This window comes from Paenibacillus sp. MZ03-122A (genome assembly GCF_024213325.1).
Classification (GTDB): Bacteria; Bacillota; Bacilli; order Paenibacillales; family Paenibacillaceae; genus Paenibacillus; species Paenibacillus polymyxa_B.
This window is the reverse complement of record NZ_JANAVI010000001.1, coordinates 212,431-237,990: the sequence shown is the minus strand read 5'-3', so window position 1 is coordinate 237,990 and position 25,560 is coordinate 212,431. Positions and strand designations below refer to the sequence as shown.

General features: G+C 45.4%; 23 protein-coding genes and 1 pseudogene. 8 read left to right on the top strand and 16 right to left on the bottom strand.

Going from position 1 to position 25,560, the window contains the following annotated elements:
* Nucleotides 1-17 precede the first annotated feature (17 nt).
* From NLX74_RS01165 to NLX74_RS01145, 5 genes are all read left to right on the top strand, one after another.
* Entirely contained in the window at nt 18-611 is a 594-nt protein-coding gene (locus NLX74_RS01165; RefSeq protein ID WP_069291540.1) for a PepSY domain-containing protein, read from the top strand.
* A gap of 119 nt (nt 612-730) precedes the next feature.
* Nucleotides 731-1,279 carry a PepSY domain-containing protein gene (locus NLX74_RS01160; protein ID WP_254327718.1) on the top strand — a complete coding sequence of 183 codons (549 nt, stop codon included), beginning with the start codon at nt 731-733 and terminating at the stop codon, nt 1,277-1,279.
* 207 nt (nt 1,280-1,486) lie between these two features.
* Complete coding sequence (locus tag NLX74_RS01155; RefSeq protein ID WP_254327717.1) at nt 1,487-2,497, top strand: aminoglycoside phosphotransferase family protein; 1,011 nt, start codon at nt 1,487-1,489, stop codon at nt 2,495-2,497.
* An 18-nt stretch (nt 2,498-2,515) separates the two neighbouring features.
* Nucleotides 2,516-3,412: an aminoglycoside phosphotransferase family protein gene (locus NLX74_RS01150; RefSeq protein ID WP_254327716.1), complete on the top strand. Its 897-nt coding sequence runs from the start codon at nt 2,516-2,518 to the stop codon at nt 3,410-3,412.
* Nucleotides 3,413-3,656: 244 nt separating this feature from the next.
* Nucleotides 3,657-4,535 carry an arylamine N-acetyltransferase family protein gene (locus NLX74_RS01145; RefSeq protein ID WP_254327715.1) on the top strand — a complete coding sequence of 293 codons (879 nt, stop codon included), beginning with the start codon at nt 3,657-3,659 and terminating at the stop codon, nt 4,533-4,535.
* Between the two features lie 38 nt (nt 4,536-4,573).
* Here the strand turns inward: NLX74_RS01145 and NLX74_RS01140 are convergent.
* Nucleotides 4,574-5,600 (bottom strand): annotated as a pseudogene (locus tag NLX74_RS01140) (protoglobin domain-containing protein).
* 295 nt (nt 5,601-5,895) lie between these two features.
* Nucleotides 5,896-7,791 carry a PrkA family serine protein kinase gene (locus tag NLX74_RS01135; protein WP_254327714.1) on the bottom strand — a complete coding sequence of 632 codons (1,896 nt, stop codon included), beginning with the start codon at nt 7,789-7,791 and terminating at the stop codon, nt 5,896-5,898.
* A 283-nt stretch (nt 7,792-8,074) separates the two neighbouring features.
* Here NLX74_RS01135 and NLX74_RS01130 point away from each other — a divergent pair, with 283 nt between their 5' ends.
* The gene (locus tag NLX74_RS01130) at nt 8,075-8,908 is read left to right on the top strand and encodes a DUF2161 domain-containing phosphodiesterase (RefSeq protein WP_254327713.1); all 834 of its coding nucleotides are present in this window, start codon (nt 8,075-8,077) and stop codon (nt 8,906-8,908) included.
* A 19-nt stretch (nt 8,909-8,927) separates the two neighbouring features.
* On the opposite strand, the gene NLX74_RS01125 is transcribed toward NLX74_RS01130, so the two are convergent.
* Both NLX74_RS01125 and NLX74_RS01120 read right to left on the bottom strand, forming a co-directional pair.
* The gene (locus tag NLX74_RS01125; protein WP_061829165.1) at nt 8,928-10,181 is read right to left on the bottom strand and encodes an aminotransferase-like domain-containing protein; all 1,254 of its coding nucleotides are present in this window, start codon (nt 10,179-10,181) and stop codon (nt 8,928-8,930) included.
* Between the two features lie 50 nt (nt 10,182-10,231).
* On the bottom strand, nt 10,232-10,888 hold the full coding sequence (locus tag NLX74_RS01120) for a response regulator transcription factor (protein WP_023987808.1): 657 nt from the start codon (nt 10,886-10,888) through the stop codon (nt 10,232-10,234).
* Between the two features lie 276 nt (nt 10,889-11,164).
* On the opposite strand from NLX74_RS01120, the gene NLX74_RS01115 reads away from it, so the two are divergent.
* Together NLX74_RS01115 and NLX74_RS01110 are read left to right on the top strand one after the other, a co-directional pair.
* Nucleotides 11,165-11,572, top strand: a complete 408-nt coding sequence (locus NLX74_RS01115) for a hypothetical protein (RefSeq protein WP_013309441.1) — start codon at nt 11,165-11,167, stop codon at nt 11,570-11,572.
* Entirely contained in the window at nt 11,569-12,636 is a 1,068-nt protein-coding gene (locus NLX74_RS01110; protein WP_235307888.1) for a phosphodiester glycosidase family protein, read from the top strand. The genes NLX74_RS01115 and NLX74_RS01110 overlap by 4 nt, the downstream gene beginning before the upstream one ends.
* Nucleotides 12,637-12,734: 98 nt before the next feature.
* Here NLX74_RS01110 and NLX74_RS01105 read toward each other — a convergent pair whose 3' ends face one another.
* The 12 genes from NLX74_RS01105 to NLX74_RS01050 all read right to left on the bottom strand — a co-directional run bounded on the left by NLX74_RS01105 (nt 12,735) and on the right by NLX74_RS01050 (nt 25,497).
* A complete protein-coding gene (locus NLX74_RS01105; RefSeq protein WP_013309439.1) occupies nt 12,735-12,983 on the bottom strand; it encodes an AbrB/MazE/SpoVT family DNA-binding domain-containing protein in 249 nt (82 codons plus the stop codon).
* 375 nt (nt 12,984-13,358) lie between these two features.
* Nucleotides 13,359-13,823 (bottom strand): tRNA (uridine(34)/cytosine(34)/5-carboxymethylaminomethyluridine(34)-2'-O)-methyltransferase TrmL, encoded by a 465-nt coding sequence (trmL, locus tag NLX74_RS01100; protein WP_061829161.1) that lies wholly within the window; start codon nt 13,821-13,823, stop codon nt 13,359-13,361.
* Nucleotides 13,824-14,061: 238 nt separating this feature from the next.
* Nucleotides 14,062-15,153, bottom strand: coding sequence for a 3-phosphoserine/phosphohydroxythreonine transaminase (serC, locus tag NLX74_RS01095; protein ID WP_081112429.1), 1,092 nt, complete (start codon nt 15,151-15,153; stop codon nt 14,062-14,064).
* A gap of 265 nt (nt 15,154-15,418) precedes the next feature.
* Nucleotides 15,419-16,843 (bottom strand): type I glutamate--ammonia ligase, encoded by a 1,425-nt coding sequence (glnA, locus tag NLX74_RS01090; RefSeq protein WP_061829159.1) that lies wholly within the window; start codon nt 16,841-16,843, stop codon nt 15,419-15,421.
* Nucleotides 16,844-17,114: 271 nt separating this feature from the next.
* Nucleotides 17,115-18,152, bottom strand: a complete 1,038-nt coding sequence (gene aroF / locus NLX74_RS01085) for a 3-deoxy-7-phosphoheptulonate synthase (RefSeq protein WP_013309435.1) — start codon at nt 18,150-18,152, stop codon at nt 17,115-17,117.
* A gap of 264 nt (nt 18,153-18,416) precedes the next feature.
* Nucleotides 18,417-19,373, bottom strand: a complete 957-nt coding sequence (locus NLX74_RS01080; protein ID WP_013309434.1) for a 4-hydroxy-3-methylbut-2-enyl diphosphate reductase — start codon at nt 19,371-19,373, stop codon at nt 18,417-18,419.
* Nucleotides 19,374-19,484: 111 nt separating this feature from the next.
* The gene (locus NLX74_RS01075; RefSeq protein WP_061829156.1) at nt 19,485-20,963 is read right to left on the bottom strand and encodes a sensor histidine kinase; all 1,479 of its coding nucleotides are present in this window, start codon (nt 20,961-20,963) and stop codon (nt 19,485-19,487) included.
* 1 nt (nt 20,964) lies between these two features.
* A complete protein-coding gene (locus NLX74_RS01070) occupies nt 20,965-21,654 on the bottom strand; it encodes a response regulator transcription factor (RefSeq protein ID WP_013309432.1) in 690 nt (229 codons plus the stop codon).
* A 149-nt stretch (nt 21,655-21,803) separates the two neighbouring features.
* The gene (locus NLX74_RS01065; protein ID WP_103048234.1) at nt 21,804-23,390 is read right to left on the bottom strand and encodes a S1C family serine protease; all 1,587 of its coding nucleotides are present in this window, start codon (nt 23,388-23,390) and stop codon (nt 21,804-21,806) included.
* 195 nt (nt 23,391-23,585) lie between these two features.
* Nucleotides 23,586-23,894: a hypothetical protein gene (locus NLX74_RS01060; RefSeq protein WP_069291489.1), complete on the bottom strand. Its 309-nt coding sequence runs from the start codon at nt 23,892-23,894 to the stop codon at nt 23,586-23,588.
* An 84-nt stretch (nt 23,895-23,978) separates the two neighbouring features.
* The gene (locus NLX74_RS01055) at nt 23,979-24,554 is read right to left on the bottom strand and encodes a 3D domain-containing protein (protein WP_069291488.1); all 576 of its coding nucleotides are present in this window, start codon (nt 24,552-24,554) and stop codon (nt 23,979-23,981) included.
* 61 nt (nt 24,555-24,615) lie between these two features.
* Entirely contained in the window at nt 24,616-25,497 is an 882-nt protein-coding gene (locus NLX74_RS01050) for a putative sporulation protein YtxC (protein ID WP_061829150.1), read from the bottom strand.
* Nucleotides 25,498-25,560 lie beyond the last annotated feature (63 nt).

Sequence of the window (25,560 nt, the reverse complement as noted above, 5' to 3'; positions counted from 1 at the left end):
CAAAGGAGGGAATAACGATGAAAGCCATCTATGTGTGGATGATTGGGGGTACGCTGGCGGCTGTATTGATTACAATTTGTCTTTTACAGTGGCCTTGGGCACGGTCGTTAGCAGCTTCTCCATTGGAAGAAAAGGTCGTCATCCAATCCGTTTTGCATCAGTATCCCGGCGAGGTGCTCGAATCCCAACGCTTGGGTGATTTTTATCTGATCAGGCTGGAACGCGCCAAAGGGAAGTACGATATAAAAGCCAATGCCTATGACGGTGTCATCGACTCCATTAAGCGGACACAAGCTTATACAGATGTGAAGCAGGAGCCCCAAGACCACAATCCCGGTAACTCACCAACCAGAGACACATCGAATCCAGCTAATAAACCTGACCCGGTTTCTCTCGTTATTACAGAGAAAGAAGCAGCCAAGCTTGCTGCCAAAGCAGTTAACGGAACATCCGATGATATTGAGCTTCACCGCAACGACAAAGGCCTCTATTATCTGGTTGAGGTTGAGGTGAAAAATGGGCGTGAAGCAGTGGTACAGGTCAATGCAGTATCGGGCTCTATCGACTCTATAACGTGGGAAAAAGCAAAACAGGAGCACGACGAATCATGACGACTTGATGATCATCTCAGCTCATGTTTTCTCATGGTTTTCTCATGATTCTATTATGTTCCTCTCATGTTTAAGAGATAAGCTGTATTCATGCTTATAGCACAAGGAGGAACAATGTAATGAAAAAAAACTATACATTAGGAATTATGGCAGCTACGGTTCTGCTTGGAGTTACGGTTACGGGTGTCTCAGCGAATGCCGTATGGGCCGCTAAACCTACGGGCCTTATTGGAGCGACCGCCGCTGCCAACATTGCCAAGAAGGCTGTGGGGAATAATGCACAAGTTGAAGATGTCGAACTGGAGCGCAAGAACGGAAAAGTCTACTATGAGGTGGATCTCCAGCAAGGGGATAAAGATTGGGATATAGATATTGATGCTCATACCGGGAAAACCATCCGTTCCCATTCTGAGCTTGATCATGACTCTAATAACGAGTCCTCCCTTAACAAGCCAAATCACATCACCCTGACTGAAAAGCAGGCTGGACAAATCGCGCTTAAGCACGTGCCCGGGAGTACCCTTTTGTCTTCTAAATTGGATAAGGAAGATGGACAATTCATCTACGAGGTAAAGGTACTCACCAACGAAGGAACCGTTGAGCTTGATATCCATGCATCATCTGGCGCAATCGTGGATACAGACGATGATGATGACAACGAATATTAATTACCCAGGTCATAATTAGGGTAACTAAATACAGAGCTAATTAAAACGGAGCAGCGAACTTTCGCTGCTCCGTTTTTTTGACCAATGTGACACAGGAAAAGAACGAAGATGGCTCCATAAAACTGCACCTATTATTTCTTCATGAATAGACTGATAACTAACAGAGGATTACCTTTTTTCTTCAATCCAAAGTCAAGTGAGGTTCTTATGGCGAAATCCTATACTAAAGCACAGATTCGCAAAATCACCCGTCGTTTCGGCCTGATCCCGTTAAAATCAAGCTTAGTCTCATCATTATACCGAAAAAATGCAGTGATCCAGGTGAAAACGAAAAAGGGAACTTATGCACTAAAGCCCTTTAGTCGTACAAAGATGGTCCGTTCAAATACGATTCAACAGATGGAACGAGCTGCGAGCCATATCAGGCTTTTGAAAAAGAGAAAGTATACCTACATGCCCGCATGGCTCCCCACTCATTCCGGCAAGTTATGGACTCTGTATCAGGGAACGCCATTTTATGTAAGTCAGTGGATCAAAGGACGGGGACTGGAGACCGCTGAAGATTTCGAAAAACTGGGGCGGGCACTTGCCACACTTCACGCCACCTCCACCGGCTTGCATCAGATAGATAAAGGAAAGTCCCCTCCAACCATTCAACAATTGCGGATATGGAAAAACCAGGATCGTCTTTTTCAAAAAAAAATGACAAAAACCAGTCGCCATGATAAAACGTACCGCAACTGGTACAATGCTCACGGCGAAGACTGCAAACGTTTATCCAGGCGAGCATGGAAGGATTTGCAAGATGCATCCATTATCAGGCTGCTTCGGATGGAACATCGGCATCCCTCCTTGATACACAGTGATATCACTACCCCGAATGTCATTATTTCGGATGACGGTCATCTCAAAATCATTGATTGGGATCGGGTTAAGATCGGCTCAGCCTATGCTGATTTGGCAAAGGCCCTTATGAATACGACTCAATTCAACCCTGAATTTGTGCAATCCTTGCTGAAGGCATACCAAAAACGCAAACCGCTAAGCCGTACTGAACGGAAGATTGTTACAGCTTTATATAAACTACCACGAGAAGCCTGGCATGCTTCCCGACACCCGAATCGTTCAAGAGATCGCGAAATCCTGGACAATTGGGATCAGTCGTGGCCTCTTCGATTACAAATCATCCATATTTTGCAGGAGTGGGCTCATGCATAAAAGAAAGTGAGGAGCAAAATGTCGATTTTATCGAACGTTGAGCAGATGTACGGAATCAAAATTCAGCGTAGCCGTCAAATGAAGGACATTCACAAGATTGAGACCGCTAATACGACTTATTGCTTAAAACCCTACAAATTCCCGGAAGAAGAGATCCGTTTTATTACACGTGTCTTGTCCTACTTGGATGAGCGCGGGTTTACACGCAGCCAAAAGGTCTATCCAACAGTACAACGAGCGGCTTACATGACCTATGAAGGTGTTTCGTATACATTAACCAATTGGGTTCATGGACTCAGACCAGAATTCACAAAAAGAATAGACTTCAAAAAGGGAATTGCTACTTTAGCCAAATTCCATTCCAGTGCCGTGGGCTTTCCTGTCACTGAAGCTCCGCCATCTAGAATCCGTTATGAAGGCTTGAGCGATGAAATAGCTGGATACAAAAAACGCCTCATCCCATACAGAGGCACAGCACACCTCGTAGCTCTTTGTGAGGAAGTGTCCCATCGCCTACAGCAGCCCAAAGTTAGAGAAGCCATTGCTCAGGAGCAAAAAGCCGCCGCATTTATACACGGCGACTATAATTATCCCAATCTGATTAAAGACAAACAGCTCAAAATCCATATGATCGACTTTGAAAATTGCTCCCTACATGTAAGGATGGAAGATCTCTCCCATCTTCTTCATCGGAATTGTCTTTGGAATGGGACAAAGATGCTGCGCGCGATAGATTACTATCAACGATATCGTCCATTGAGCACCCATGATTTGCATCTGCTTCACGCACTATTGATCTCTCCCTATCATGTGGTCCGCAATATCAGAATAGGCGGCTTCCGTTCTGCCAAGCGAGTCATTCCGTCGTTCGCGCATTTGAACAAATACCGACGTGAACTTAGATCGCTCTTATAATCTGTCAGCTTGGAACTAAACAAAAAAACAGACCCGATGAAGCGGTCTGTTTTTTTGTGTTCTGACAACCAGCTACAGGAAAAGCGCATGCCGCTAAAGCCAATCGAATTGCTGACTGTACCGGTACAACCAAAAATATATAGCATTGTAAACAGCACTTCCCCCTTCTACAATGATGCTAAGACTCAATGCTCCATGGTTTCGAGAAGAGAATTTGGGAAACTAACAATAGAGGTGATGGTACATGTACACCATGACAATAGAAGAAATAAAAGCTTATTTAAACAGAATCGGAATTCCCGAAATTCAGCCTCCTACCCTTTCCTATTTAGTTGAGCTGCATAAGGCTCATGTAAAACATCTTTCATGGCAAACATTGGATATTTTTGCAAGGAAGCCGGCAGCCATTGGTTTTCGAGAATCCATTCAACTCATTCTACATGGGAGAAGTGGTTATTGTTTTCATCTGAATGGTGCCTTTAGTGCACTACTATATTCACTAGGGTACAAAGTCTCTCTGCATCGTGCCGGGGTACAACCTCTGGGAGCTGAACCACGCATTAATTCATTTCATCTTGGGCTAACAGTGAACTTGCTAAATGAGCATCATGAAGATGAAGTATGGATTGTTGATGTCGGGCTAGGCGATATGCCATATGAGCCTCTTCCACTCCGTATGGGGACTTATGAACAAACCCCTCTTCATTATAAAGTTATGGAATCCGGAGTTGTTACAAAAGGTTGGCGCTTAGAGCATGACTCACTTGCTTCATTTGTTGGCGTTGATTTTGCCCCTGCGGTTGTTCAGGATTTGGAAGAATTTATGCCGAAACATCATTTTTATAGCCGCTCAGCGGAATCTCCATGGGTTAACCTGTTTCTGATTCGGCAAAGGCAAGCATTAGAGGCGAATGAACTCAGAGGATGTATTTGGAAAAGACGCGGGCTACACAGTTTGGAAAAAATAGAACTGGATAAGAAGTCGCAGTGGCTGGAAGTGTTGGCAGATGTATTTGGCGAGCCGCTCGTTAACTACAGTCGCCAGGAACGGGACGAGTTATGGAAAAGAGTACTTGCGGCTCATATTGAATGGAAAAAGTCTATGACTGAATCGTTACAGTAGTGAAGCCTCCAACGTAAGGATAGCCTTCAAGCCACATCTTACACCTTTAGCATTTCCGAGGAGTGCTGCAGCATTTCCAATTCCTTCACCATGTTTTCGATCAGCTTTGTGAACGAAGCCAATTCCTCTGAGCTGGAAGCCTGTTGCCGGGCACTGGCTGTTGTGACAGCTGTTTCGGATTGCACACTGTCAAGCATACGGGCAATATCCAGCACCTTGCGCTGAATTTGCTCCTGTGCTTGCTTCGAATTAGATGCAAGCTTTCGCACCTCCTGTGCCACAATTTGAAACCCGCGCCCTGCTTCCTGCGCATGGGCAGCCTCAATCGCCGCATTCAGTCCCAGCAGATGAGTCTGATCGGACAGTTCCCGGATCGTACCGCTCATCTGCTCAATATGCTTAATCTCGTCACTCAAATGCTGTACCAATTCCTCTGTATGTTCCTGCGAAGAAGCAGTGTTGCAGGCACTCTCCGCGATATTATCCGTATTTTCCCTAAGCTCAGCAATCATCCCGGTCAAATTTTGCGCAATTCGGGACACAACGGTCAGCACCTGCGTTTGTTCGTCGGCCAGCTCGTTGATTTGTTCCTTTTCCTTTTCCTGATAAGCTTCCAGTACAAGCTGGGAATCCAGGTTGAACATTTTGGAAAGAGCATGCACAATAGAAAACCAATCCTCTATCCCCGAACGCTTTAAAATGTCGACTGCAATATCAAGATAAGCAATGTAAGTGCCTAAATAATAATCGGAGGACAGTCCGATTCGGGAATGTACCTGCCCCACAAAAAGACGGTGCTCGATAAACTGATCATCTATTTTTCCATCTGCGAGAGAAAGCCAGTATTCACGTTGTGTTTGTTTTAGTCGCTCAATATTCGACCATTTGGAAATAATCGACATGAGATGCGGAACCTTTTCTACATGCTCATAAAACCGATCGACCACCTCATTCACAATAGATTTTTTGGAATAGTCCCTGATAATGATGCAATAAAGCCAAATCATCATCAGTAATACCAATATATTGTATCTGTTTTAATCTACTCTCCGCGACATGAATCATAAGTTCCTCCAAATAATAGTTTACATAGATTTTACATTACCATATTTATCGGCAACTTTTTAGAAAATGTTAAAAAAGCAGAAGATTGATTATGATTTTTTTCATAGCAATTTCAGAAAAAATATATAGAAACTCAACTGCTTAATGATACAAAAAAAGAATCCGGCAGCACCTGAAATCCCCTGTGCTTGCCGAATTCCCTCTACGAAACACGTTCATCGGATACCTCACAACCGTATGACACCATCCAAATCAACCCATGGTTTCACCATACTGTACTTGTTTATTATTCGTCTTACCGATTCAGGAGGCTACCTACATACCTTAACAGATCGTTGGCGCTGGCTCCTGTGTAGCCGTGCTCCTCAATCAGTCGCTTAATCACCTCATTCATCCGTTTGAGCTGATTAGCGTCAGGCGTTTTGGTCGAAGTCGTAATCTTCACAATATCCTTCAAATCGGCAAACAGCTTCTTCTCAATGGCTTCTCGCAGCCGATCATGATGATGATACTCAAACTTTCGTCCCTTGCGAGAATACGCGGAAATACGGATTAATATTTCTTCACGGAACGCTTTTTTCGCATTTTCCGATACCCCGATTTGCTCCTCAATAGAGCGCATGAGCCGCTCATCCGGGTCGAGTTCCTCATCTGTAAGCGGATCGTGAATTTTCGCCCAATTGCAAAAAGCTTCGATGTTATCCAAATAGTTGTCAAACAGCGTCTTGGCTGATTCCTCGAAAGAGTACACAAAGGCCTTCTGCACTTCTTTTTTCGCCAATTCGTCATATTCCTTACGAGCCACGGAAATGAAATTCAGATACCGCTCCCGTTCTTCCTTTGTGATGGAGGCATGTTGATCCAGACCATCCTTAATTGCTCGTAAAATGTCCAGGGCATTGATGGATTCCACATTTTGCTTAATCAATGCACTAGAAATACGATTAATGACGTACCGCGGGTCTACCCCGGACATACCTTCCTCCAGAAACTCACTTTGCATTTCTTTCAGATCGGCTTCCTTGTATCCTTCGACCTCTTCACCGTCATACATGCGCATCTTTTTGACCAGATCCATCCCCTGTTTCTTCGTCTCCTTCAAGCGGGTAAGCACGGAGAAAATGGCAGCCGTTCGCAGCGCATGAGGCGCAATGTGGATATGTCTCATATCACTTTGGTCAATGAGCTTGGCGTAAATCTTTTCTTCCTCAGATACTTTCAGGTTATAAGGAATCGGCATTACAATCATCCGTGATTGCAACGCCTCGTTCTTTTTGTTTGCAATAAAGCTTTTATACTCGGATTCATTGGTGTGAGCCACGATCAGTTCATCTGCACTGATGAGCGCAAACCGCCCAGCCTTAAAATTTCCCTCTTGGGTCAGAGAAAGCAAATTCCACAAAAACTTCTCATCGCATTTCAGCATTTCCTGAAACTCCATCAGTCCACGATTCGCTTTGTTCAATTCTCCGTCAAACCGATACGCACGCGGATCAGATTCCGAACCATACTCTGTAATCGTGGAAAAGTCGATGCTGCCCGTCAAATCAGCAATATCCTGTGACTTCGGATCAGAAGGGCTGAACGTACCAATACCAATCCGGTTTTCTTCAGATATAAATACCCGCTCCACGCGGACCTTTTCAATATCACCATCAAATTCCGTGCGCAATCTCATCTGGCAGGATGGGCAGAGATTACCTTCAATCCGTACACCCAGCTCCTTTTCAAAATCGGGACGCAGCTCATGGGGAATCAGATGAAGCGGGTCCTCGTGCATGGGGCAGCCTTCAATCGCGTATACGGCTCCCTGATCCGTTCTTGAAAATTTCTCCAGACCACGTTTTAGCAACGTGACCAGTGTCGATTTCCCCCCACTGACGGGTCCCATCAAAAGAAGGATACGCTTGCGAACATCAAGCCGCCTGGCTGAGGAATGGAAATATTCCTCCACCAACTTTTCTAGCGCTCGATCCAGTCCAAAGATCTCCTGCTCAAAAAATTTGTATCGCTTATGTCCCCCAACCTCTTCTACACCAAAAGATTCAATCATCTTGTAAACCCGTGCATGAGCTGTCATCGCCGGCGTCGGGTCTTTCTTGAGTATCTCAATATACTCTCTAAAAGTGCCGCTCCAGGCCAGACGGTTGTTTTCCGCCCGGTACTCCGCAACGCGTTCAAAAATATTCATGCTCGGTTCCTCCCATGACTGCGTAATGACTATCCTCCACTCCTGATGATTATGGCTACACTCGTCACGCCTTTCAGGATATGATGCAATCCCCTTAAAAAAAGTGTAATACATACCTATGCAGATTGATTTCAGAATTGACCTATTTTTTGTGACAGGTCTCTCTGCTTTTTCAAAAAAACCAAGGGATACACTGTGCTAAAATATACAACAACAACGCGGACCTGACGCAATATGGTACAATATAAGCTCGGAATAATGGGATAAAGGAGCGGGAGAAGTCATGGCGGTTCGGCATGAGACGGAGCTGTACGCTCCGGTGAAAGCCTTTTTTGAGAACTTGGGATATGAAGTCAAAGGAGAGGTGCGCAACTGCGATTTGGTGGGTATCAAGCCAGGGCAACAGACACCATTGATTGTGGAGATCAAAAAGACGTTTAACCTGGCGCTTGTGCTGCAAGGCATGCAGCGTTTGAAACTAAGCAGCAATGTATATGTAGCTGTAGAACGAAATCGTGCCAAAAAAGGGGCCGTGAATCAACGCTGGAACGAGCTGGTCGGACTGTGCCGCCAGTTGGGACTTGGCTTGCTCACCGTCACCCATTTCAAAACGAAGCCGCCGCTCGTTGAGGTACTGTGTAAGCCTGCGGCGCATAGCGACAATGTCCACAATGCAGCAACGGTACGCCACGGCTCGCGCAAGGAAAAGCTGCTGCGGGAATTTCACGCACGCAGCGGTGACCACAATACCGGCGGCAGCACCCGACGCAAGCTGGTCACTGCCTACCGGGAAAAAGCGCTGCGCGTAGCCGCAGCCTTGCAGGGCTTGGGGGAAGCTGCCCCGGCGCAGCTCGCTCGCATAGCAGCCGTCAGCACAGCTGCTGCCGTACTTCAGCACAACTACTACGGCTGGTTTGAGCGCGTATCCCGCGGCCGCTATCGACTGACTCCGTTTGGCGAAGCTGCCCTGAACGAGTATGCGGCAGTACTGCAAGAGCATGGCATAAAAACGGCCGCTGAAATGGCCGCAAAGCTTGACGAGGACAGTGGACAGCTCCAGATTGCGGAAGCGCCAATCACTTACTCCACCGTTGTTGTGGAAGCGGAGGATGACTGACATGGGGCGATGGTTTTCGCTAGCTCCGCGCAGTAAATTCGCTAATCGTCTCACCGATCAGATTCATGCCCATAAGCAATTGCTCACGGCCCGGATGGCTAAAATTAAGGCGAATATGGGACGCGCCTTCACTGCCAACCGCACATAGCGCACCTGGCATAAAGGCTACGCCTTTGGGTAACGCCGCCTTTAGCAGCAATGCGCTGTCCAGCCCATCGGGCAACTGCACCCATACATACATGCCACCGGACGGAATATGATACGTCACGTCTTTCCAAAACGGGCGCTTGAGCAGCTCCAAGATTAATTGAAGTCGAGTCGAATATTCCTTGTTCAGCATCGCTAAGTGCTCATGCCATTGAAAACGCGAGCTGGTCAGCAATTGGAACAGCAGCCGTTGGTTCATCGTACTGGATTGCATATCGGCCAGCTGCTTCAAGGCGTACATCCCTTCAATCAGCGGTGCAGGACCAGCAGCCCAACCCGTTCTCAGCGCAGGAGCAACTGTTTTATTGAACGAACCGATATAGAGCACTTGGCCGCCCTGACCCGCATGATCCAGCGCAAATAGAGAGGGGTAAGTCTCTGCAAATTTTCGACTCTGACCATGTGGACTCTTGTCATGGAACTCATTTTTTTGCTTCAAATGCAATTCACCATAAGAATCATCCTCAACTACTAGCACCTCATGATGCCTGCACAGGTCCAAAATTTCCTGCCGCCTAGCCGCGCTCCATAAGGAGCCCGTCGGATTCGTAAACGTCGGCGTGGCAAAAAAAAGCTTGGGTCGATAACGGATCATTAAAGCTTCAAGCTTATCAGGAATGACACCTTCCCCATCTGATTCTACAGGAACGATCTGCGCACCCTGCATAGATAGCACTTGTAAACATCCAGGAGACGTAGGGTTTTCGACCAATACCGGATCACGCTCATCCACCATCAGCCTTATGATCAGGTCAATGGCCTGCTGACTGCCTGTCGTGAGGAGGATTTGACCTGGTGGTACTCTTACTCCTTTACGCTGTTCCCACTCTCCCGCAAGCCATGCTCGCAAAGGGAAATAGCCCTCCGGTTCACCATACTGGAGGGCGTCAGGGCCGGAGCCAAACACATCATGGGCCGCTTCTTCCAGCAGCTTCACCGGAAACAGCTCTTGTGCAGGTAGTTCTTCAGCCAGAGATATAAAGGAGTGTCTTCTCGCATTTTCCCGGATATGACGCACTGGAGAAGCCAACATCGCAGCCGTTCGTGAAGCAAAGGAATATTGCATGAACATCCTCCTTCTCCTGAAAAATAGGTCATGATCTCCGGGCTGACGCGTCAGGCGTATAGCTGCTTCATCTGACGCGCATATAAGGCATAACGTTCAATCGCCTGCGCCCGGCTGGACACGCCTAATTTCGCATAAATTTTACGTAGATAATTATCAATGGAGCGCCGGCTAACTTCGATCTCAATAGCAATTTTGTCATATGTAATTCCTTGTACAATACGTTCCATAATAAACACTTCGGTTTGTGTCAATTCGTCAAAAGGCTCGGACGCCATTAACGGCATAAAGGGCCAATTTCCACATCGAATCCAATCCATCGGTAAAGAAGCAAATCCTTCGCGCAAACCGTTGATCAGATGGATTAACTGGCTCGGTGATGCCTGTTTGGATAACATTCCATTTGCTCCAAGCGAAATTAGCTGCTGAAACAACGTAATATTATCCTCATCCGTCATAATAACAATATGGCTGTCCGGAGACAAGGCCCGCATTTGTGTCAAAAATGGTTCCGCCGTTCCCTCAGGCAACCTGTAGTCCATTAAAATGATTTCCGGTCGAATGGAGCAAGCCAGCTCCAAGCCTTCCGTTCCGGAGGAAGACATCCCTCTGACAAGCAAATCCTGCTGGTCTTCCAAAATAAGCTTTGTTCCCAGCATACTTGTAGGATGGATATCTATGATGACCACCTGCCATACTTTTCTCATATCTAAACCTCCTGAGTTTACAAAAAAATACATAGTTAGTAGCGAAAATAATTCTAAAATTAGGGATTGCATATGTAGAAATTGCGCGAATGTGAACGTATAGGAAGCGAAAAACGTTTAAGGAAATTGTATCCTAGGACTTCCTTCCGATGCAATCTCTTTTTCCAATATTTTTATACGACTATTTCGCTTTTGCGAAATAAATAGGCCCATGATAGAATTGGTACTGCAAATAAAGGACTGGAAATTTGACTTTACACGGGAGTTGAAAATCGTATGCAAGCTTCACCTGAACGTCCTCCTGCCGAAGCTCGGCGGAGCAATTCAAGAAAGGGGTTACCCGTAAAGGCTTTTCTGCTATTTTGGTTCATTCTTATTATACTAGGTGCTCTCGCAACCTATCTGTATAGCAATCACTTGAAACAGCAAATGCTAAACGAGATGCAAACCCATACAGACCAACAGATTCAAGCACTCAAATCTGACTATGAAAAGCAACTGACTGCTCTTTCCAAGGAAGTTAGCGGATTGCAGGGCAAAGTCCAGTCCTTCAATGAACTACTGACCTTTACGAAGGATAATGCAAACAATAAGACCGATAACAGCAACAAACTGTATACCCAATTAAACGAAGTCAAGCAGCAGCTCAATACACTTCAGAAAAAAATGGACTTGCTAAAATGAATGTAGACGCAAAACAAGTGAACCGGTTCTTTATGTTGGCCCTTGCTCCTTTTATCGGCTTGTTGGGGTATATTTTGTTAGTGCATCCCTCATTGAGCTTTCCTGGGTCTACTTCTTTGAGTTTGCAAAAAGCTGAAGCCACTCTACAAATGCAATCAGTAGGCAAGCAGCTTGATGAAGCCAAGCAAACGGCAACATACACCTTGTCTACAATTCGCCGGACTTCTGAGCTATACAAGCAAACGACTCAAACGATGAATCAGCTTGTCGTGACTGCCTCTACGCAGTCCAAGCGGCCCGCGATTATCTATGATCGACGCATCACCGCCAAACTGGGGGTTCCCTATGAGCGGGTAGATAGCAATCGGATTACCATTGAATTATTTAAGGTAAACCCGGGAATTTATCATGGCTACGCTATGAAGGTCAAACTTAAAGATCCTACTGCTATGAAAATGTCTTTGGGAAGTGACAAATTGGGTGGCTCCGAAACCACCATGCGTGCAGTCTTGAGACACGGAGCTATTGCAGGCATCAATGCAGGCGGCTTTGCGGATGGAGACGGCAAACGCTATCCATTAAGCACTACTGTCTTGAACGGCCACTACCTTACTGGCTTTCAGTCCAGTTTTAAGGATTTGTCCTTCGTCGGACTGAGTAACGATGGCAAGCTTATCGGTGGCAAATTTTACAGTCAAGGTGCTCTTGACAGCTTAAAGCCTGCCTTTGGTGCTACCTTCGTTCCCGTCCTGCTGCAAAGGGGACAAAAAATGCCTATTCCTGACAAATGGAAAGTCTCCCCCAAGCGGGCCCCACGTACGGTCATTGGCAACTACAAAGATGATCAGTTGCTCATTATTGTCGTAGACGGCTACAATGAAAGCGGGGGTTCGGGCGCGACGCTCGAAGAACTGCAAGGAAAAATGTACAATCTAGGTGTTCAAGATGCCTATAATTTGGACGGAGGCGGTTCCTCGTCGCTTATACTTAACGGTCGAGTCGTAAACAAACCGTCAGATGGTAATTTGCGTCCAGTCCCTACTCATTTTTTGTTCTATAAATAGCTATGTGTAGTCTGCTAACAAATTAAATATGCTTGCCGACGTACGGCTCAATCCGAAAAAAAGCATCACGAACGAATGTCGTGATGCTTTTGCCTCATTTAGGAGGAATACTGTGTCATTTCTGTCAGGCATTGAGCACAAATATAACGGTCTTTGAAATCGTTCACTTGTTCTACTGACCCGCAGAATACACATTTTGGACGATAACGCTCCAAAATAATGTGGTCACCCTGAACCAAAATTTCGACAGGATCTCCCTCATTCATTTGATATCTTTTACGCAGTGACTTAGGCAAAACTATTCTCCCCAGCTGATCAACTTTACGTACCACACCGGCAGGTTTCATCGTGATCGTACACCTCTCCTATTGAGTAATAACTTACAAATTTCTTACCATGCGAAAAACTAGGTACAAAGACACTATTCTTTATGTAGTATTCGCTGTCTTTTTGTCGAATCCTGCTGATCACAGGAAATTTTATTACATTTTTTCATAAAATCATGAACCATATCAAAGTATGGTACAGAATGTCTGTAATATTTTTATCGACCGGAAAGCCAATTATCATTAGCCCTCGCTGAGAAATTTCGCAAATTTTTGACCATACAACCCTTATTTAGTTCCACTATCATGTAGATTTGAGCAATATAGGTGAAACTTTTATTACCAACTAAGGTCCTGGTTCTTTATTCGCATTTATACTTGTTCACTCGATGTTCTTTACGATAAACCTGGAAAATCCATTTGTCTCAACGCTTCATATACGATAATCGCAGCGGAATTCGACAAGTTTAGAGATCTTACTTTATCTGACATAGGCATCTTGATGCATGTATTTGGATTAGCAGCTAGCAGCTCTGGCGGCAAACCTTTCGTTTCTTTACCAAATACCAAGAAGTCTCCATCCTGAAATGCAATATCACTATATCGCTGATTCGCTTTGGTCGTCGCATAAAAAAAGCGACCTTCCTGATATTTCTCCTGCACTTCAGCAAAAGACTCATGATATTCAATGTGGACAGCATACCAATAATCAAGTCCGGCCCGTTTTAACGTAGCATCGTCGGTACGGAAGCCCAGTGGCTTCACCAGATGTAGATGAGTTCCGGTTGCAGCACACGTTCTAGCAATATTCCCTGTGTTAGCCGGGATTTCCGGCTCGACAAGCACAATATGTAATGGCATCACGTTTCGTTCCCTTCATTTTAAATTCATCAGACAAATAACCTACAGTTTAACCAAAGTGTATACATTGAAAACATACACATTCTTTTATTTTAACAAAATCAGACAGATATGAACATCAAACGACAAAAATTTCAACCCACACCACTAAAAGCCTTCCCCTATACACATTCAGGGAAGGCTCTACATTTACATTTTCGATTTCAAATATCGTGTATCGAAATATATGTCCGTGTAATCAACTGTTACGTTGCTTGAATCCGTCCATAAACTCGGCTAATGCTTGACAGTTCTCCAGTGGAACAGCATTGTAGATCGAGGCGCGAAGCCCTCCTACACTGCGATGCCCCTTCAGTCCGATAAACCCGGCCTGTTCGGATTCCTTAATAAATTGTTTTTCCAGATCCTCGTTCGCGAGGCGGAAGGTTACATTCATGATAGAGCGATCAGCGCTGTCCACACAACCACGATAGAAGCCTTCGCTACTGTCAATACGGTTGTATAGCAAAGCAGCTTTCTGCTGGTTCACACGCTCAATGCCTTCCAAACCGCCTTCTTCCTGAATCCATTTCAGCACTTCATTCACCATGTATATGGCAAAGGATGGGGGAGTATTGTAGAGAGAGTTATTTTTTTCATATGTGCTATAACGCAACATCGTAGGAATATTGTCCGGTGAGGAAGTCAGCAACTCTTCACGGGCAATCACGACCGTCACACCAGAAGGTCCCAGATTTTTTTGTGCGCCAGCGTAAATCAATCCAAATTGAGTAACATCGAAAGGCTTGCAAAAAATATCACTGGACATGTCCACAATCAAGGGTACGGAACCCGTATCCGGGAATTGCTTAAATTGTGTACCTTCAATCGTTTCGTTGGACGTCATATGCACATAAGCAGTATTCTCAGGCAAGTCCAAGGAATCCACATTCGGAAGACGCATGTACTTCTCATCAGCGGAGGATGCAGCAACATGAGCCTTGCCCAGTAGCTTGGCTTCTTTATATGCCTTGTCCGACCAGCTACCTGTCATTACATAGCTCCCAGTCTGTCCTTCGCTCAAGAAATTTAAAGGCAGCATCGCAAACTGCGTACTTGCGCCACCTTGTAGGAATAACACCTTGTAGCCTTGTGGATTGCCCAGCAAAGATAACAGGCGTTCCTGCGCCTCATTATGAACAGATTCATACACAGCTCCACGGTGAGACATTTCCATGATCGACATCCCTGTTCCCTGGAAATCTACGAATTCAGCTTGTACACGTTCTAGTACTTTGAGCGGCAATGCCGCTGGTCCTGCATTAAAATTGTAGGCTCTCTTACTCAACAAATTCCCATCCCTTCTCTACTCTGGTGTGGATATTATCGCTATGATAGCAGTATTCATAAATGCGTTCAAGACTTGTATAAAAATGTTTTCAATTTCATTTATGATGTGACAGAGTTGTGAATGTTAACATATTTAACATCTTTATTCTGTGATTTTCACTTTAATATTAAAAGGTCCCCGACATAAGACCGGAGACCTATTTTGAATAACAACTGTTACCCGTAAGCTAATGCTTGTTATTCAAAGCAGCTATGCTATCGACTTATTAGCAGTCAAAATACAGGCTGTATTCGTGTGGATGAACACGGATGTTCACCGATTTAGCTTCAGAACGTTTGAGCTCTACATAGTTATCAATAAAGTCCTTCGTAAATACGCCGCCTTCAGTCAAGAATTCGTAGTCAGCTTCCAGAGCGTCCAGAGCCTCATCCAATGAACCAGGTACGCTACGAATTTTACCTTTTTCAGCATCAGACAGCTCGTAGATGTTGCTGTCAAGTGGACCATATCCCAATTCGATTGGGTTCAGTTTGCGCTTGATGCCATCCAGACCCGCCATCAGCATTGCTGAGAAGGCAAGGTAAGGGTTAGCTGTGGAGTCCGGTGTACGGAACTCGATCCGACAGCCTTTAGGAGTAACAGCTGCTACTGGAATACGTACAGCCGCAGAACGGTTACCTTTGGAGAATACCAGGTTAACTGGTGCTTCGTAGCCAGGAACGAGACGTTTGAACGAGTTGGTGCTTGGGTTGGTCAAAGCGATCAACGCAGGTGCGTGGTACAGAATACCGCCAATGTAATGAAGAGCCATTTCGCTCAGATTAGCATAACCACCTTTTTCATAGAACAAAGGAGTGTCGCCATCGAAAATAGATTGGTGAACGTGCATACCGCTTCCGTTATCCCCAAAAATCGGTTTCGGCATGAATGTTGCCACTTTACCATATTGACGAGCTGTGTTGTGTACAATGTATTTATAAACGAGCAGGTTGTCTGCTGTTTTCTTGAGTGTATCAAAACGGAAGTTGATTTCCGCTTGGCCTGCCGTAGCTACCTCATGGTGATGGCGCTCAATTCTCAGACCTGCTTCTTCAAGCAAACGGCACATTTCACTACGGATATCTTGTTGGGTGTCTACTGGCGCTACAGGTACATATCCGCCCTTCACCCCCACTTTAAAGCCCAGGTTGCCGCCTTCTTCCTTACGGTTCGTGTTCCAAGCTGCTTCCTCGGAATCTACGAAGAAGGAGGAGCTGTTCATGCCGCTTTCGTAGCGTACATCATCAAAGATGAAAAACTCGGACTCAGGTGCAAAAAATGCTGCTGTGCCCACTCCTGCCGATTGCAGAAATGCCTCAGCTTTTTTTGCGATGCCGCGAGGATCGCGGTCGTATTTTTCGCCGTCTGGCGTAGCAATGTCACACAGGATATTCAGTGTAGGATGCTGAGTGAAAGGGTCGATAAAAACCGCTTCTGGATCGGGCAGCATAACCATGTCGGATTCCTCAATGCCACGATAGCCGGGAATGGAAGAACCGTCGAAAGCAACACCGTTAACAAATGTCTCTTCATCTACTTCGGAAGCTGGCAATGAAATATGGTGAGCACGACCAGACAAATCTACAAAACGAAAATCTACCCACTCAATATTATTTTCCTGAATTGTTTTCAATACGTTTTCAACGGACATGTCTTCTTCCTCCCAATTTTTCCGAACATTAAGTCTTATACAACCCTGAAATGTTCATGATCGAATGTTTTTTTCTGTCGTCATTATAAATCTCAAACATGACACGGGTCAATAGCTATGTAAGGTATTTTTTAAACTAATGTTAGATATGCTTACGCCCTTGATAACATTTGAATAGCACAAAAAGCCCGAAACATCGGGCTTTTAGGCAATTTAAAACTCATTGCTGCGTTGCGGCAAAACTTTTATGCATTAATGTTAAACATTGGTTTTAAGCAATGGTAGTAGGCGTGTGAAATGTTTTCCCCACAGCAGGAGCCAATATTTCCAAATCTTTTAGCAAATCTGAAAATTGATCTGGGAACAGGGATTGTACGCCGTCACCCGTCATCGAGTTGTCGGGGTCTGTATGCATCTCAATAATTAAACCATCCGCTCCGGCAGCTACCGAAGCCTTCGTCATAGGAACAACCAGTTCACGTCTACCTGTGCCATGGCTAGGATCGGAAATGACCGGCAAATGGCTCAACTGTTGCAAAACAGGGATCGCGGACAAGTCGAGCGTATTTCTAGTGTAGGTTTCGAATGTACGAATACCGCGCTCACACAGCATAACATTCGGATTGCCACCTGCCAAGATGTACTCGGCAGCATTCAAGAACTCGTCATAAGTCGAGCTAAAACCGCGTTTGAGCAACACTGGCTTGCCGCAAGTACCCAACTTGCGCAGCAGATCGAAGTTTTGCATATTACGAGTACCTACTTGCAGGATATCGGCATATTCCGCACAAATGTCTACGTATTCAGGTGTCATGACCTCTGTGATGGTCAAGAGATCGTGCTTTTGCCCCGCCTCAGCCATCATGATTAAACCTTCTACACCCGTTCCTTGGAAGCTGTATGGCCCTGTACGCGGCTTAAAAGCACCCCCACGGAGAACTTGCGCGCCTGCAGCTTTGACCAATCCGGCAATTTCATCTATCTGTGCAGCAGACTCAACAGCACATGGTCCACCCATAATGACAAGCTCGCCCCCGCCGATATTTACACCTTTAATAGAGATAACCGTATTTTCCGGATGAAAATCACGGCTGGCCAATTTATAGGACTTCGATATTTTAACCACATTTTCTACGCCTTTCATTTGACGCAGATGTTCAGCCAGCTTGGGCTCTACGCTACCGATCAGTCCGATGATCGTGCGATCCGATCCCCTTGATACATGAGCCTGCAATCCTTCTTTCTCAATAACTTCAACAATAGCTTGAATATGCTCTTCAGGTGTTTGAACACCAGCGATAACGATCATTTTTTTCTTCCTCTCTATAAAACATATTTTATAAACCAACATACAGGTTAATATTATGACACTTAGACGCTTGTTCGCTTTTAAGCTTTTATTCGTTAAAGTAACTATACCTGTTTTAGCTATACTCGTCAAGGCTTAATTATCCCGAATTATTCAATATTCTAACTTAGCGAAGCTAACCGGAAAATATCTACAAATTAAAACAATTTAAAAAGCCGCTATCCGGATGGTTGTATCCGAATAACGGCTGTAATCAATCATATACTATTTCGTTGTTTTTGACTTCTCTCGTACAGGAGGCAGTAGTTTTTTCATATCTATGGTTCGCTGAATCTCCCACGTATCCGGGTTAGCCGCATCATACTGCTCCAAATACGTAATAACCTCTTTGGTAATCAGTGTCGGGGTCGAAGCCCCAGAAGTCACAGCCACTTTGGCTACACCTTCAAGCCACTCTCTCTTCAGCTCGGTTACATCAGAAATACGATAAGCTGTTGTACCAGCAATCTCCTCCGAAACCTGAGCCAATCGGTTTGAATTGTTACTGCGCGGATCACCGACAACGATCACCAGATCCGCCTGCCCAGCCTGCTCAGCTACCGCTTCCTGACGTACCTGCGTCGCCAAACAGATTTCATTGTGTATCTCAGCACCCGGGAACTTCTCCAGCAGCTTTTTCATAATGTGCTTGATGTCCCATTGGCTCATGGTCGTCTGATTCGTGATAAGGATTTTGCCAGCTGGTAACGTAAGACTGTCGATCTCTTCTTCCTTTTCAATCAGATGAACATGGTCAGGAGCAATACCAATAGCTCCCTCTGGCTCTGGATGATTCTTTTTACCAATATAAACAATCTGATAGCCTTCGGCAGACTTTTCCCGAATCAGATCATGCGTCTTTGTGACATCAGGGCAAGTCGCGTCTACCGTAGTCAGCCCCTTGTCTCGTGCCAGCTTGCGAACCTCTGGTGATACGCCATGAGCAGTGAAGATAACAGTGCCGCTCTCTACCTGGCTTAAAATCTCCATACGGTTCGGGCCGTCCAGTGTAATAATTCCTTCGTCTTCAAAGGAATTGGTGACATGACTGTTATGCACAATCATGCCCAATATATAAATAGGCCGGGGTAAGTCCAGATTTCTGGCTGCCTGACGAGCCAATACCATGGCATCGACTACGCCGTAGCAGTAACCCCGGGGCGAAATTCTGAGTACTTCCAAAATGAGCCCCCGCTTTCTTCGACACAGTATACAGCTCCGATAACTCGGTAGCTGTGGGCATCCTAGCCTTTACCGGCCAATTCTATGATGTAGTTGCCTCCCTATTATAGCCTATTCCAAAGGCGCGGAAAAGCTGACCGGAAGCCAGATGACAAATGTCGTTCCTTCTCCTTGCCGCGTAACCACTTCCACAGACCCGTGATGTTCATCAATAATCCACTTGGCAATAGATAGCCCCAACCCAATTCCCTCTGTCACCCCGCGTGATTCATCTGCCCGGTAAAAGCGGTCAAAAATAAAGGGAACCTCACTCTTGTCCATTCCAATGCCCGTATCACTGATCCGTAGGCCCACCTGTCCTTGATAAACAATGGCATCAAATCGGACTGTGCCTTCAGGCGTGTATTTGAATGCATTATCAATGAAAATGAATAGCATTTGCTGCAAATAATCCTTGCTGCCATCCATATAAATACCATTCAGCAAAGAAAAATCTCCCACATTCCATTCGGCCGTTCGCTCTAAAAACTGAGCACGACGGGCAACCTCACTTACAAGTGGTTCCAGCGCAACGGGAGTCTTATCGAACGTTTTCCCTGTGTCCGCTCTCGCGAGTGACAACATATCACTCACCAAACGGCTCATCCGTTTGCCTTCATCCGCCATGTCATTTAATGCCTCCATAGAAAGCTCGCGAATCATCTCTTCATCCATATTCGGTCGCTCTCCTGGTTCGGTAGTCCACATTTTGAGTAAAAAATCAACGTTGCCACGGATCGTCGTTAGCGGCGTACGAAGCTCATGGGAAGCATCAGCCACAAAACGGCGCTGTGCACCGTACGCATCTTCCAGCTCCTTGTAAAACACCTCTGTGCGCCCCAGCATGTTGTTAACTGTCCCGATTAATTGACCAATTTCATCTGGTGGTCCGTCATATTCAATCCGAACACTCAAATCATTACTGGATTGAATCTGATTGGCCCCCTCAATGACCTTGACCAGCGGCTTCATAGACTTTCGAGCCAGAAAGAGACCTGAAGTCGCAGCAGCGAGTAATGCAAACAACGAGCCGTATACAAGCACATTTTGTAACCTGTTCATGAGTCGGTCCTGAGAGCCCGTGAATTGTCCTACCTGTAGCAGCCCGACCACCAAGCCCAACTCCTCGGATTTGATCGGCTGTTGAATAATCATAAAGGAATCCCCATTTACGTTCACACGTCGAATTCCCTCATTTTGAACTGCTCCTGCCGCTGTGGAGGGGACAGGGAAGGTGATATTGAGGTCTTTCATATTTTGGGTCGTTTTCGTTACACCAGACGTATAATTGTAAATTTGTACATATAGCTGTGAGTCATCTATTCCACGTCCCTGCTCTAATCCCAAATCCAGGTTGGGGACTTCAAACAATCCCCCTTTTATAATAAGGCGTAATTGCTTGTTAATCTGTGGCGCCTGAGTCATAAGCTGACTTTTCACTTCATTATATGTGTAGTAATATACTAGTCCGTAAGTAACCAGACCAAAAATGACTAGTACTATAGCCAAGATGCTCGAATACCAGGCCGTCAGCCGCCACCGAATAGACATATTACACATCACCTCTTAAAATATAGCCAGCTCCCCGAATTGTACGAATGAGTCGTTTACCGCCATCCTGCTCCGTTTTTTGTCGTAGCATGGCAATGTATACTTCCAGCACATTCGATTCTCCGCTATAGTCATAGCCCCAAATTTTGTCCATAATCAGATCACGCGACAGAACACGCTTCGGGTTTTGCATGAACAAATGGAGCAGTTCAAATTCTTTGGCCGTCAGTTCCAAACGTTTGCCGCCACGAACCACTTCACGGGATTCGTTATCCAGTTGTAAATCCTCGAAGGTAAGCCGATTTCCGTTATTGTCCTGTTGTTCGGTTTTACGCCGCAAAAGCGCTCGCACTCGTGCCAGTAGCTCCTCTAGAGCGAACGGCTTAACGAGATAATCATCGGCCCCTAGATCCAACCCCTTAACCCGATTCTCAACCTCATCCTTGGCTGTAAGCATCAGGACAGGTACCGTACTTCCACCCTCCCGCATACGACGGCATACCTCAAAACCATCGACCTGCGGCATCATTACATCCAGCACGACCACATCAGGCTCAGCTGTCAACATTTTATTTAATCCTTCTGCTCCATTGGCGGCTGTCAGCACTTCATAGCCTTCAAATGCCAGCCCTCTGCGCAGCATGGAAACAATTTTTTCATCGTCATCAATGATTAGAATAGTAGAACGCATACACGATCGAACTCCTTTATCTCTTCTTTTCCTTCTATTGTAGCAGGAGTAGACGCGTGTAGCATCTGGCTGCTTCATACAGCAAGAAACGGAAGGGATCTTCCTTCCGTTTCTTACGTGCACTTGTTCATTTTTGTAGAGTTTTCATCTTATTGCTGAAGCGTCGAGCTAAAGTCATTTTTGTTGCCAATTTTCAGCTGAACATCTTTTTTCTGCCCCGCTCGTTCGATGTTAAGTGTCAGCGCTGTACCCACTTTTTGTTTTTGAATGAACTGGATCAGCTCTTGTGATGTGCTATAAGGCGTGCCATTCGCTCCGATAATCACATCGTAAGGACGCAGATCGGCCTGATAAGCTGGTGATTTGTATATAATATCCCGTACAACCGAGCCTTCGGTCAGGGATGTACCCAGTTCTTTGGCTACTTCAGGACTCAAATTTAACAGACTTGCACCAATGAAAGGTACAGGTTCTTTCGGAATAGGCTGGTTATTTTTCAGCTTATCGACGACTTCCAAAATCGTATTGGACGGAATCGCAAACCCGATTCCCTGTGCGTCTGCACTAACTGCTACGTTCATACCGATAACCTGCCCTTGCAGATTTAACAGCGGTCCGCCAGAGTTACCAGGGTTAATGGACGCATCCGTCTGAATGAGATGCTTGTATTGCGTCGGTTTTCCAGTCGATTCACTATTAATAGTGATCGTACGTTCTTTCGCACTTAGCACCCCGGCTGTTACCGAATGTTCAAAGCCTTCAGGATTGCCGATTGCGACCATCCATTCGCCGACTTTAGCGTTATCGGAGTCACCCAAAGTTACTGTCGGAAAGTTGTTTTTGCCTTCAATTTTAAGTACCGCCAAATCAAGATCAGCATTTTTGCCCAAGACTTTGGCTTCGTAAGGCTTATTAGTTCCCTCTACTGTAACCTGAACCACACTCGCGCCTTCAACAACATGGTTGTTGGTTAGAACGTAACCCGATTTATCAAAAATAAAGCCGGAACCAATACCAAGCGGAGTCAGCTGCCCGCTGTTGCTACCTTCATTTTCATTACTGTTACCGCTGCTGCCACTGTCACCATACTGATTACCGAAAAAGTATTGATACAGCGGGTCATTGTAATAAGGGCTGCTTTGTCTGCCACTGCTACCACTGGTTTGTTTGGCAAGCGTTTCGATTTTGACGACTGCCGGTCCAGCCTTGGCCACAACAGATTGAACATCAGCGGTACCTGAAGGCATCACAGCCGGAACTGCGCTTGGAGTCGAGCTGGTGGTTCCTGAATTAGTCGTTTCTCCGCTTTCAGCTGCCGCCGAAGTCAACGCCGTCTCGGGTGTGAACATATTTGTTCGGTCAGCTGTATACATCAATACCGTAATGACCAGCATCCCGGCCAAAAAAGATAAGAATATTGTTTTAACCTGCGACTTGGGCTTATTCGGTTTGAATTGCCAGTTGCCGCCATTCCGACCCGAACCATCCTGCTGCTCAGGCATAGCCCGATGGTAAGAGGGAGGAAGAGGTCTCACTGCCTGCGGTGGCGTAATCTCAACATCCTTTTCCACCGACTGCCCTTCCTTACGTTGTCCGTCCGATTGAACTGAAGAAAAAGGGCCGTAAGAATAATAATATGAGGAACCGTTCGAATCGTTTTGGCGAGTTGCGTTATCGGTATCAACCTGATCGTTGTCGTTCCGGCGTCCGGAGTTATTATTTTTAAATTCGTCCATTGTATATCTCCTCCCAAACCCTATGCTTCAAGGTGGTGTTGTTTAACTGACTTTATTTTGCACTTTAAACCTTAATTCCACCTTAAAAAAAATTAAAAAGGAGATAAAACCTTAGACCTATTGTACCTAATCACTTTTACTTAAAACGAAATGCCCCGGATATAATCCGGAGCATTATCGATTGTATATGCTTTTTTATTTCGTGTTAAAGTTTTCATCGAACTTTTCGTTCGGTGTTTGAGCATTATTTTGAATTTTGTTGCGACTGGAGTTTTGAACTTTTTGTGCTACTGCACCTGTACCGCCTTGATCTGTTGCAAATTCTTCATCATACTTCTCATTTGGTGTCTGGAAGTTGTCTTGAATTTTATTTTGTTCAGACTGCTTTACCTTTTGTGAAACGACACCTACCGTATTGTCTTGTGCAAATTCCGCTTTGAACTGATTTCCTGTGCTTGCCTTGAAGCCTTTGTTCGTGAAAGAACTTCCGCCTTGATTTGGCATAATTCTCAACCTCCCAGTATGTTTTGCGGGATAAGCTCATCCCGCAACATAGTATGTGATGTTGGAAAAAACAATATTCAAGGATTATATGGAAGCATCCAGTGTCGCACTCGGAATGGTTTTATGCGTTTCTATCGCCTTTTGGAGCGATTTTACCATCTTTTCCGTACATTTTCCGTTCCCTTTTTTTATAATTTGAACATCCACATCTTTCTTGCCCCATTCAGAATACACCTGCCGGGTTGTTTTAAAATACAGATCAATTTTATTGCCCTTAATCGCAGAACCTGTATCTGCTACAATCCCGTATCCATAACCTGGAATGTACAATATGCTTCCCAAAGGAAACGTTTTGGGATCAGCCGCAATCGTAGACAGTGTGTTCTTGTCACGACGCACTTTTACACCGGAATACGTAATACCGTAGCCGGGATGACTTGGTCGTTTGCCAGTCGATTCATAGCCTGCTGTATATCCTGTTGCCGTGACCGTCATGGTCGTAATAACCTGCTCTTCGCGTGGAGCCAAAACAGGTGTGGACTGCCATTTTTTATGCTGGACCGGTTCTTTGTGACCGTAAACTTCATTGCCGGGCAATACCAGACAGGTTGCAATTAACACGGTTCCCAAAATCCGTTTCCATACCAACATGGATCTCATAAAAAACCTCCCCTTGAGGCAAAGGCTTTCCAGAAATCCATTGCTTTATACGAAAAGATTATTATTTTTGAACATCCTGACCTGGATAAAGTCTGCTCAGCTTCACTTTATCTTCAAAAATATGCAGGAGGGTCCGCACTATGGGGGTGTGCTCATCGTCTGTGTGCAATATAATGGAAGCAGGAGAAATCGAAATAAGGGTACTTACGATTCGATCTTCGACCTCCATTTCTAGTTCAATGCCTGGCATCTCGACAATGATGTCATCTGCATCAGGAGTCGGAATGGGCACCATGGCACTATCCAGAATCGTAAAATTATGTCCGCCTTGGTGAAGTACGTGTACGAGCGGAACTTTGCTTTCCTGAAAAAAAACAAAATATTTAAGCAGCCCCATAAATTCTTCGTATTGCCGATCTGCCCAGAATTCTTCCATGGCATAGTCGACGATTTCTTCAAGCTCTTTTTTATACGCATGGAGCCTAAATTGAATCAGTCCTTCCAAATTGATCACATGAAGCTCCTTAAAATCCTTCTCCAGAAGAGTGGTCAGCTTACCATGACGCTTCAAACGGCCTCTCGGGCCATCATCGTTTAACAGTGAACGAATCATACTGCGAATTTGCTCTGTATCCTCTTTCTCCAGCAGCGAACAGGCTTTGGTGAGAATGAGATTGAGCAATCCCCACTCCTTGACTTCGATAATATAATCCGCTATTGCCGAAGACATGATGCTGTATACACAGGGGAGAAAGCTTTCAAACGCCGAATTGCTTTCTGTGCCCTTGCAGGTCCATGCCACTTTGTTGTCCAGCTGTCTGAAAGTGAATCGAAATCCGCGCCGTGACATATGTAGTCCCTTTGTTCTACTTTTGACCACTTCATAAAACCGGTCGGTTTCCTGATCTCCGTCTGTATTGGTCCACACTGTAAACAGTTCCATTGGCTCACTCCTTTCGATCACTGCTTTCAGTATATGGCGGCCTCTAAAGGGTTATACGAAGTG

What these genes read in the sequence shown, in the direction of transcription:
- NLX74_RS01125 (WP_061829165.1), bottom strand. Translation starts at nt 10,181, where the DNA reads ATGCAATATTCCTTTGCTTCACGAACGGCTGCGATGTTGGCTTCTCCA.
- NLX74_RS01050 (WP_061829150.1), bottom strand. Translation starts at nt 25,497, where the DNA reads ATGGAACTGTTTACAGTGTGGACCAATACAGACGGAGATCAGGAAACC.
- NLX74_RS01075 (WP_061829156.1), bottom strand. Translation starts at nt 20,963, where the DNA reads ATGTCTATTCGGTGGCGGCTGACGGCCTGGTATTCGAGCATCTTGGCT.
- NLX74_RS01065 (WP_103048234.1), bottom strand. Translation starts at nt 23,390, where the DNA reads ATGGACGAATTTAAAAATAATAACTCCGGACGCCGGAACGACAACGAT.
- NLX74_RS01115 (WP_013309441.1), top strand. Translation starts at nt 11,165, where the DNA reads ATGCAAGCTTCACCTGAACGTCCTCCTGCCGAAGCTCGGCGGAGCAAT.
- trmL (WP_061829161.1), bottom strand. Translation starts at nt 13,823, where the DNA reads ATGCCATTACATATTGTGCTTGTCGAGCCGGAAATCCCGGCTAACACA.
- aroF (WP_013309435.1), bottom strand. Translation starts at nt 18,152, where the DNA reads ATGATCGTTATCGCTGGTGTTCAAACACCTGAAGAGCATATTCAAGCT.
- NLX74_RS01060 (WP_069291489.1), bottom strand. Translation starts at nt 23,894, where the DNA reads ATGCCAAATCAAGGCGGAAGTTCTTTCACGAACAAAGGCTTCAAGGCA.
- NLX74_RS01055 (WP_069291488.1), bottom strand. Translation starts at nt 24,554, where the DNA reads ATGAGATCCATGTTGGTATGGAAACGGATTTTGGGAACCGTGTTAATT.
- NLX74_RS01135 (WP_254327714.1), bottom strand. Translation starts at nt 7,791, where the DNA reads ATGAATATTTTTGAACGCGTTGCGGAGTACCGGGCGGAAAACAACCGT.
- NLX74_RS01150 (WP_254327716.1), top strand. Translation starts at nt 2,516, where the DNA reads ATGTCGATTTTATCGAACGTTGAGCAGATGTACGGAATCAAAATTCAG.
- NLX74_RS01165 (WP_069291540.1), top strand. Translation starts at nt 18, where the DNA reads ATGAAAGCCATCTATGTGTGGATGATTGGGGGTACGCTGGCGGCTGTA.
- glnA (WP_061829159.1), bottom strand. Translation starts at nt 16,843, where the DNA reads ATGTCCGTTGAAAACGTATTGAAAACAATTCAGGAAAATAATATTGAG.
- NLX74_RS01145 (WP_254327715.1), top strand. Translation starts at nt 3,657, where the DNA reads ATGTACACCATGACAATAGAAGAAATAAAAGCTTATTTAAACAGAATC.
- NLX74_RS01130 (WP_254327713.1), top strand. Translation starts at nt 8,075, where the DNA reads ATGGCGGTTCGGCATGAGACGGAGCTGTACGCTCCGGTGAAAGCCTTT.
- NLX74_RS01105 (WP_013309439.1), bottom strand. Translation starts at nt 12,983, where the DNA reads ATGAAACCTGCCGGTGTGGTACGTAAAGTTGATCAGCTGGGGAGAATA.
- NLX74_RS01160 (WP_254327718.1), top strand. Translation starts at nt 731, where the DNA reads ATGAAAAAAAACTATACATTAGGAATTATGGCAGCTACGGTTCTGCTT.
- NLX74_RS01110 (WP_235307888.1), top strand. Translation starts at nt 11,569, where the DNA reads ATGAATGTAGACGCAAAACAAGTGAACCGGTTCTTTATGTTGGCCCTT.
- NLX74_RS01120 (WP_023987808.1), bottom strand. Translation starts at nt 10,888, where the DNA reads ATGAGAAAAGTATGGCAGGTGGTCATCATAGATATCCATCCTACAAGT.
- NLX74_RS01155 (WP_254327717.1), top strand. Translation starts at nt 1,487, where the DNA reads ATGGCGAAATCCTATACTAAAGCACAGATTCGCAAAATCACCCGTCGT.
- NLX74_RS01070 (WP_013309432.1), bottom strand. Translation starts at nt 21,654, where the DNA reads ATGCGTTCTACTATTCTAATCATTGATGACGATGAAAAAATTGTTTCC.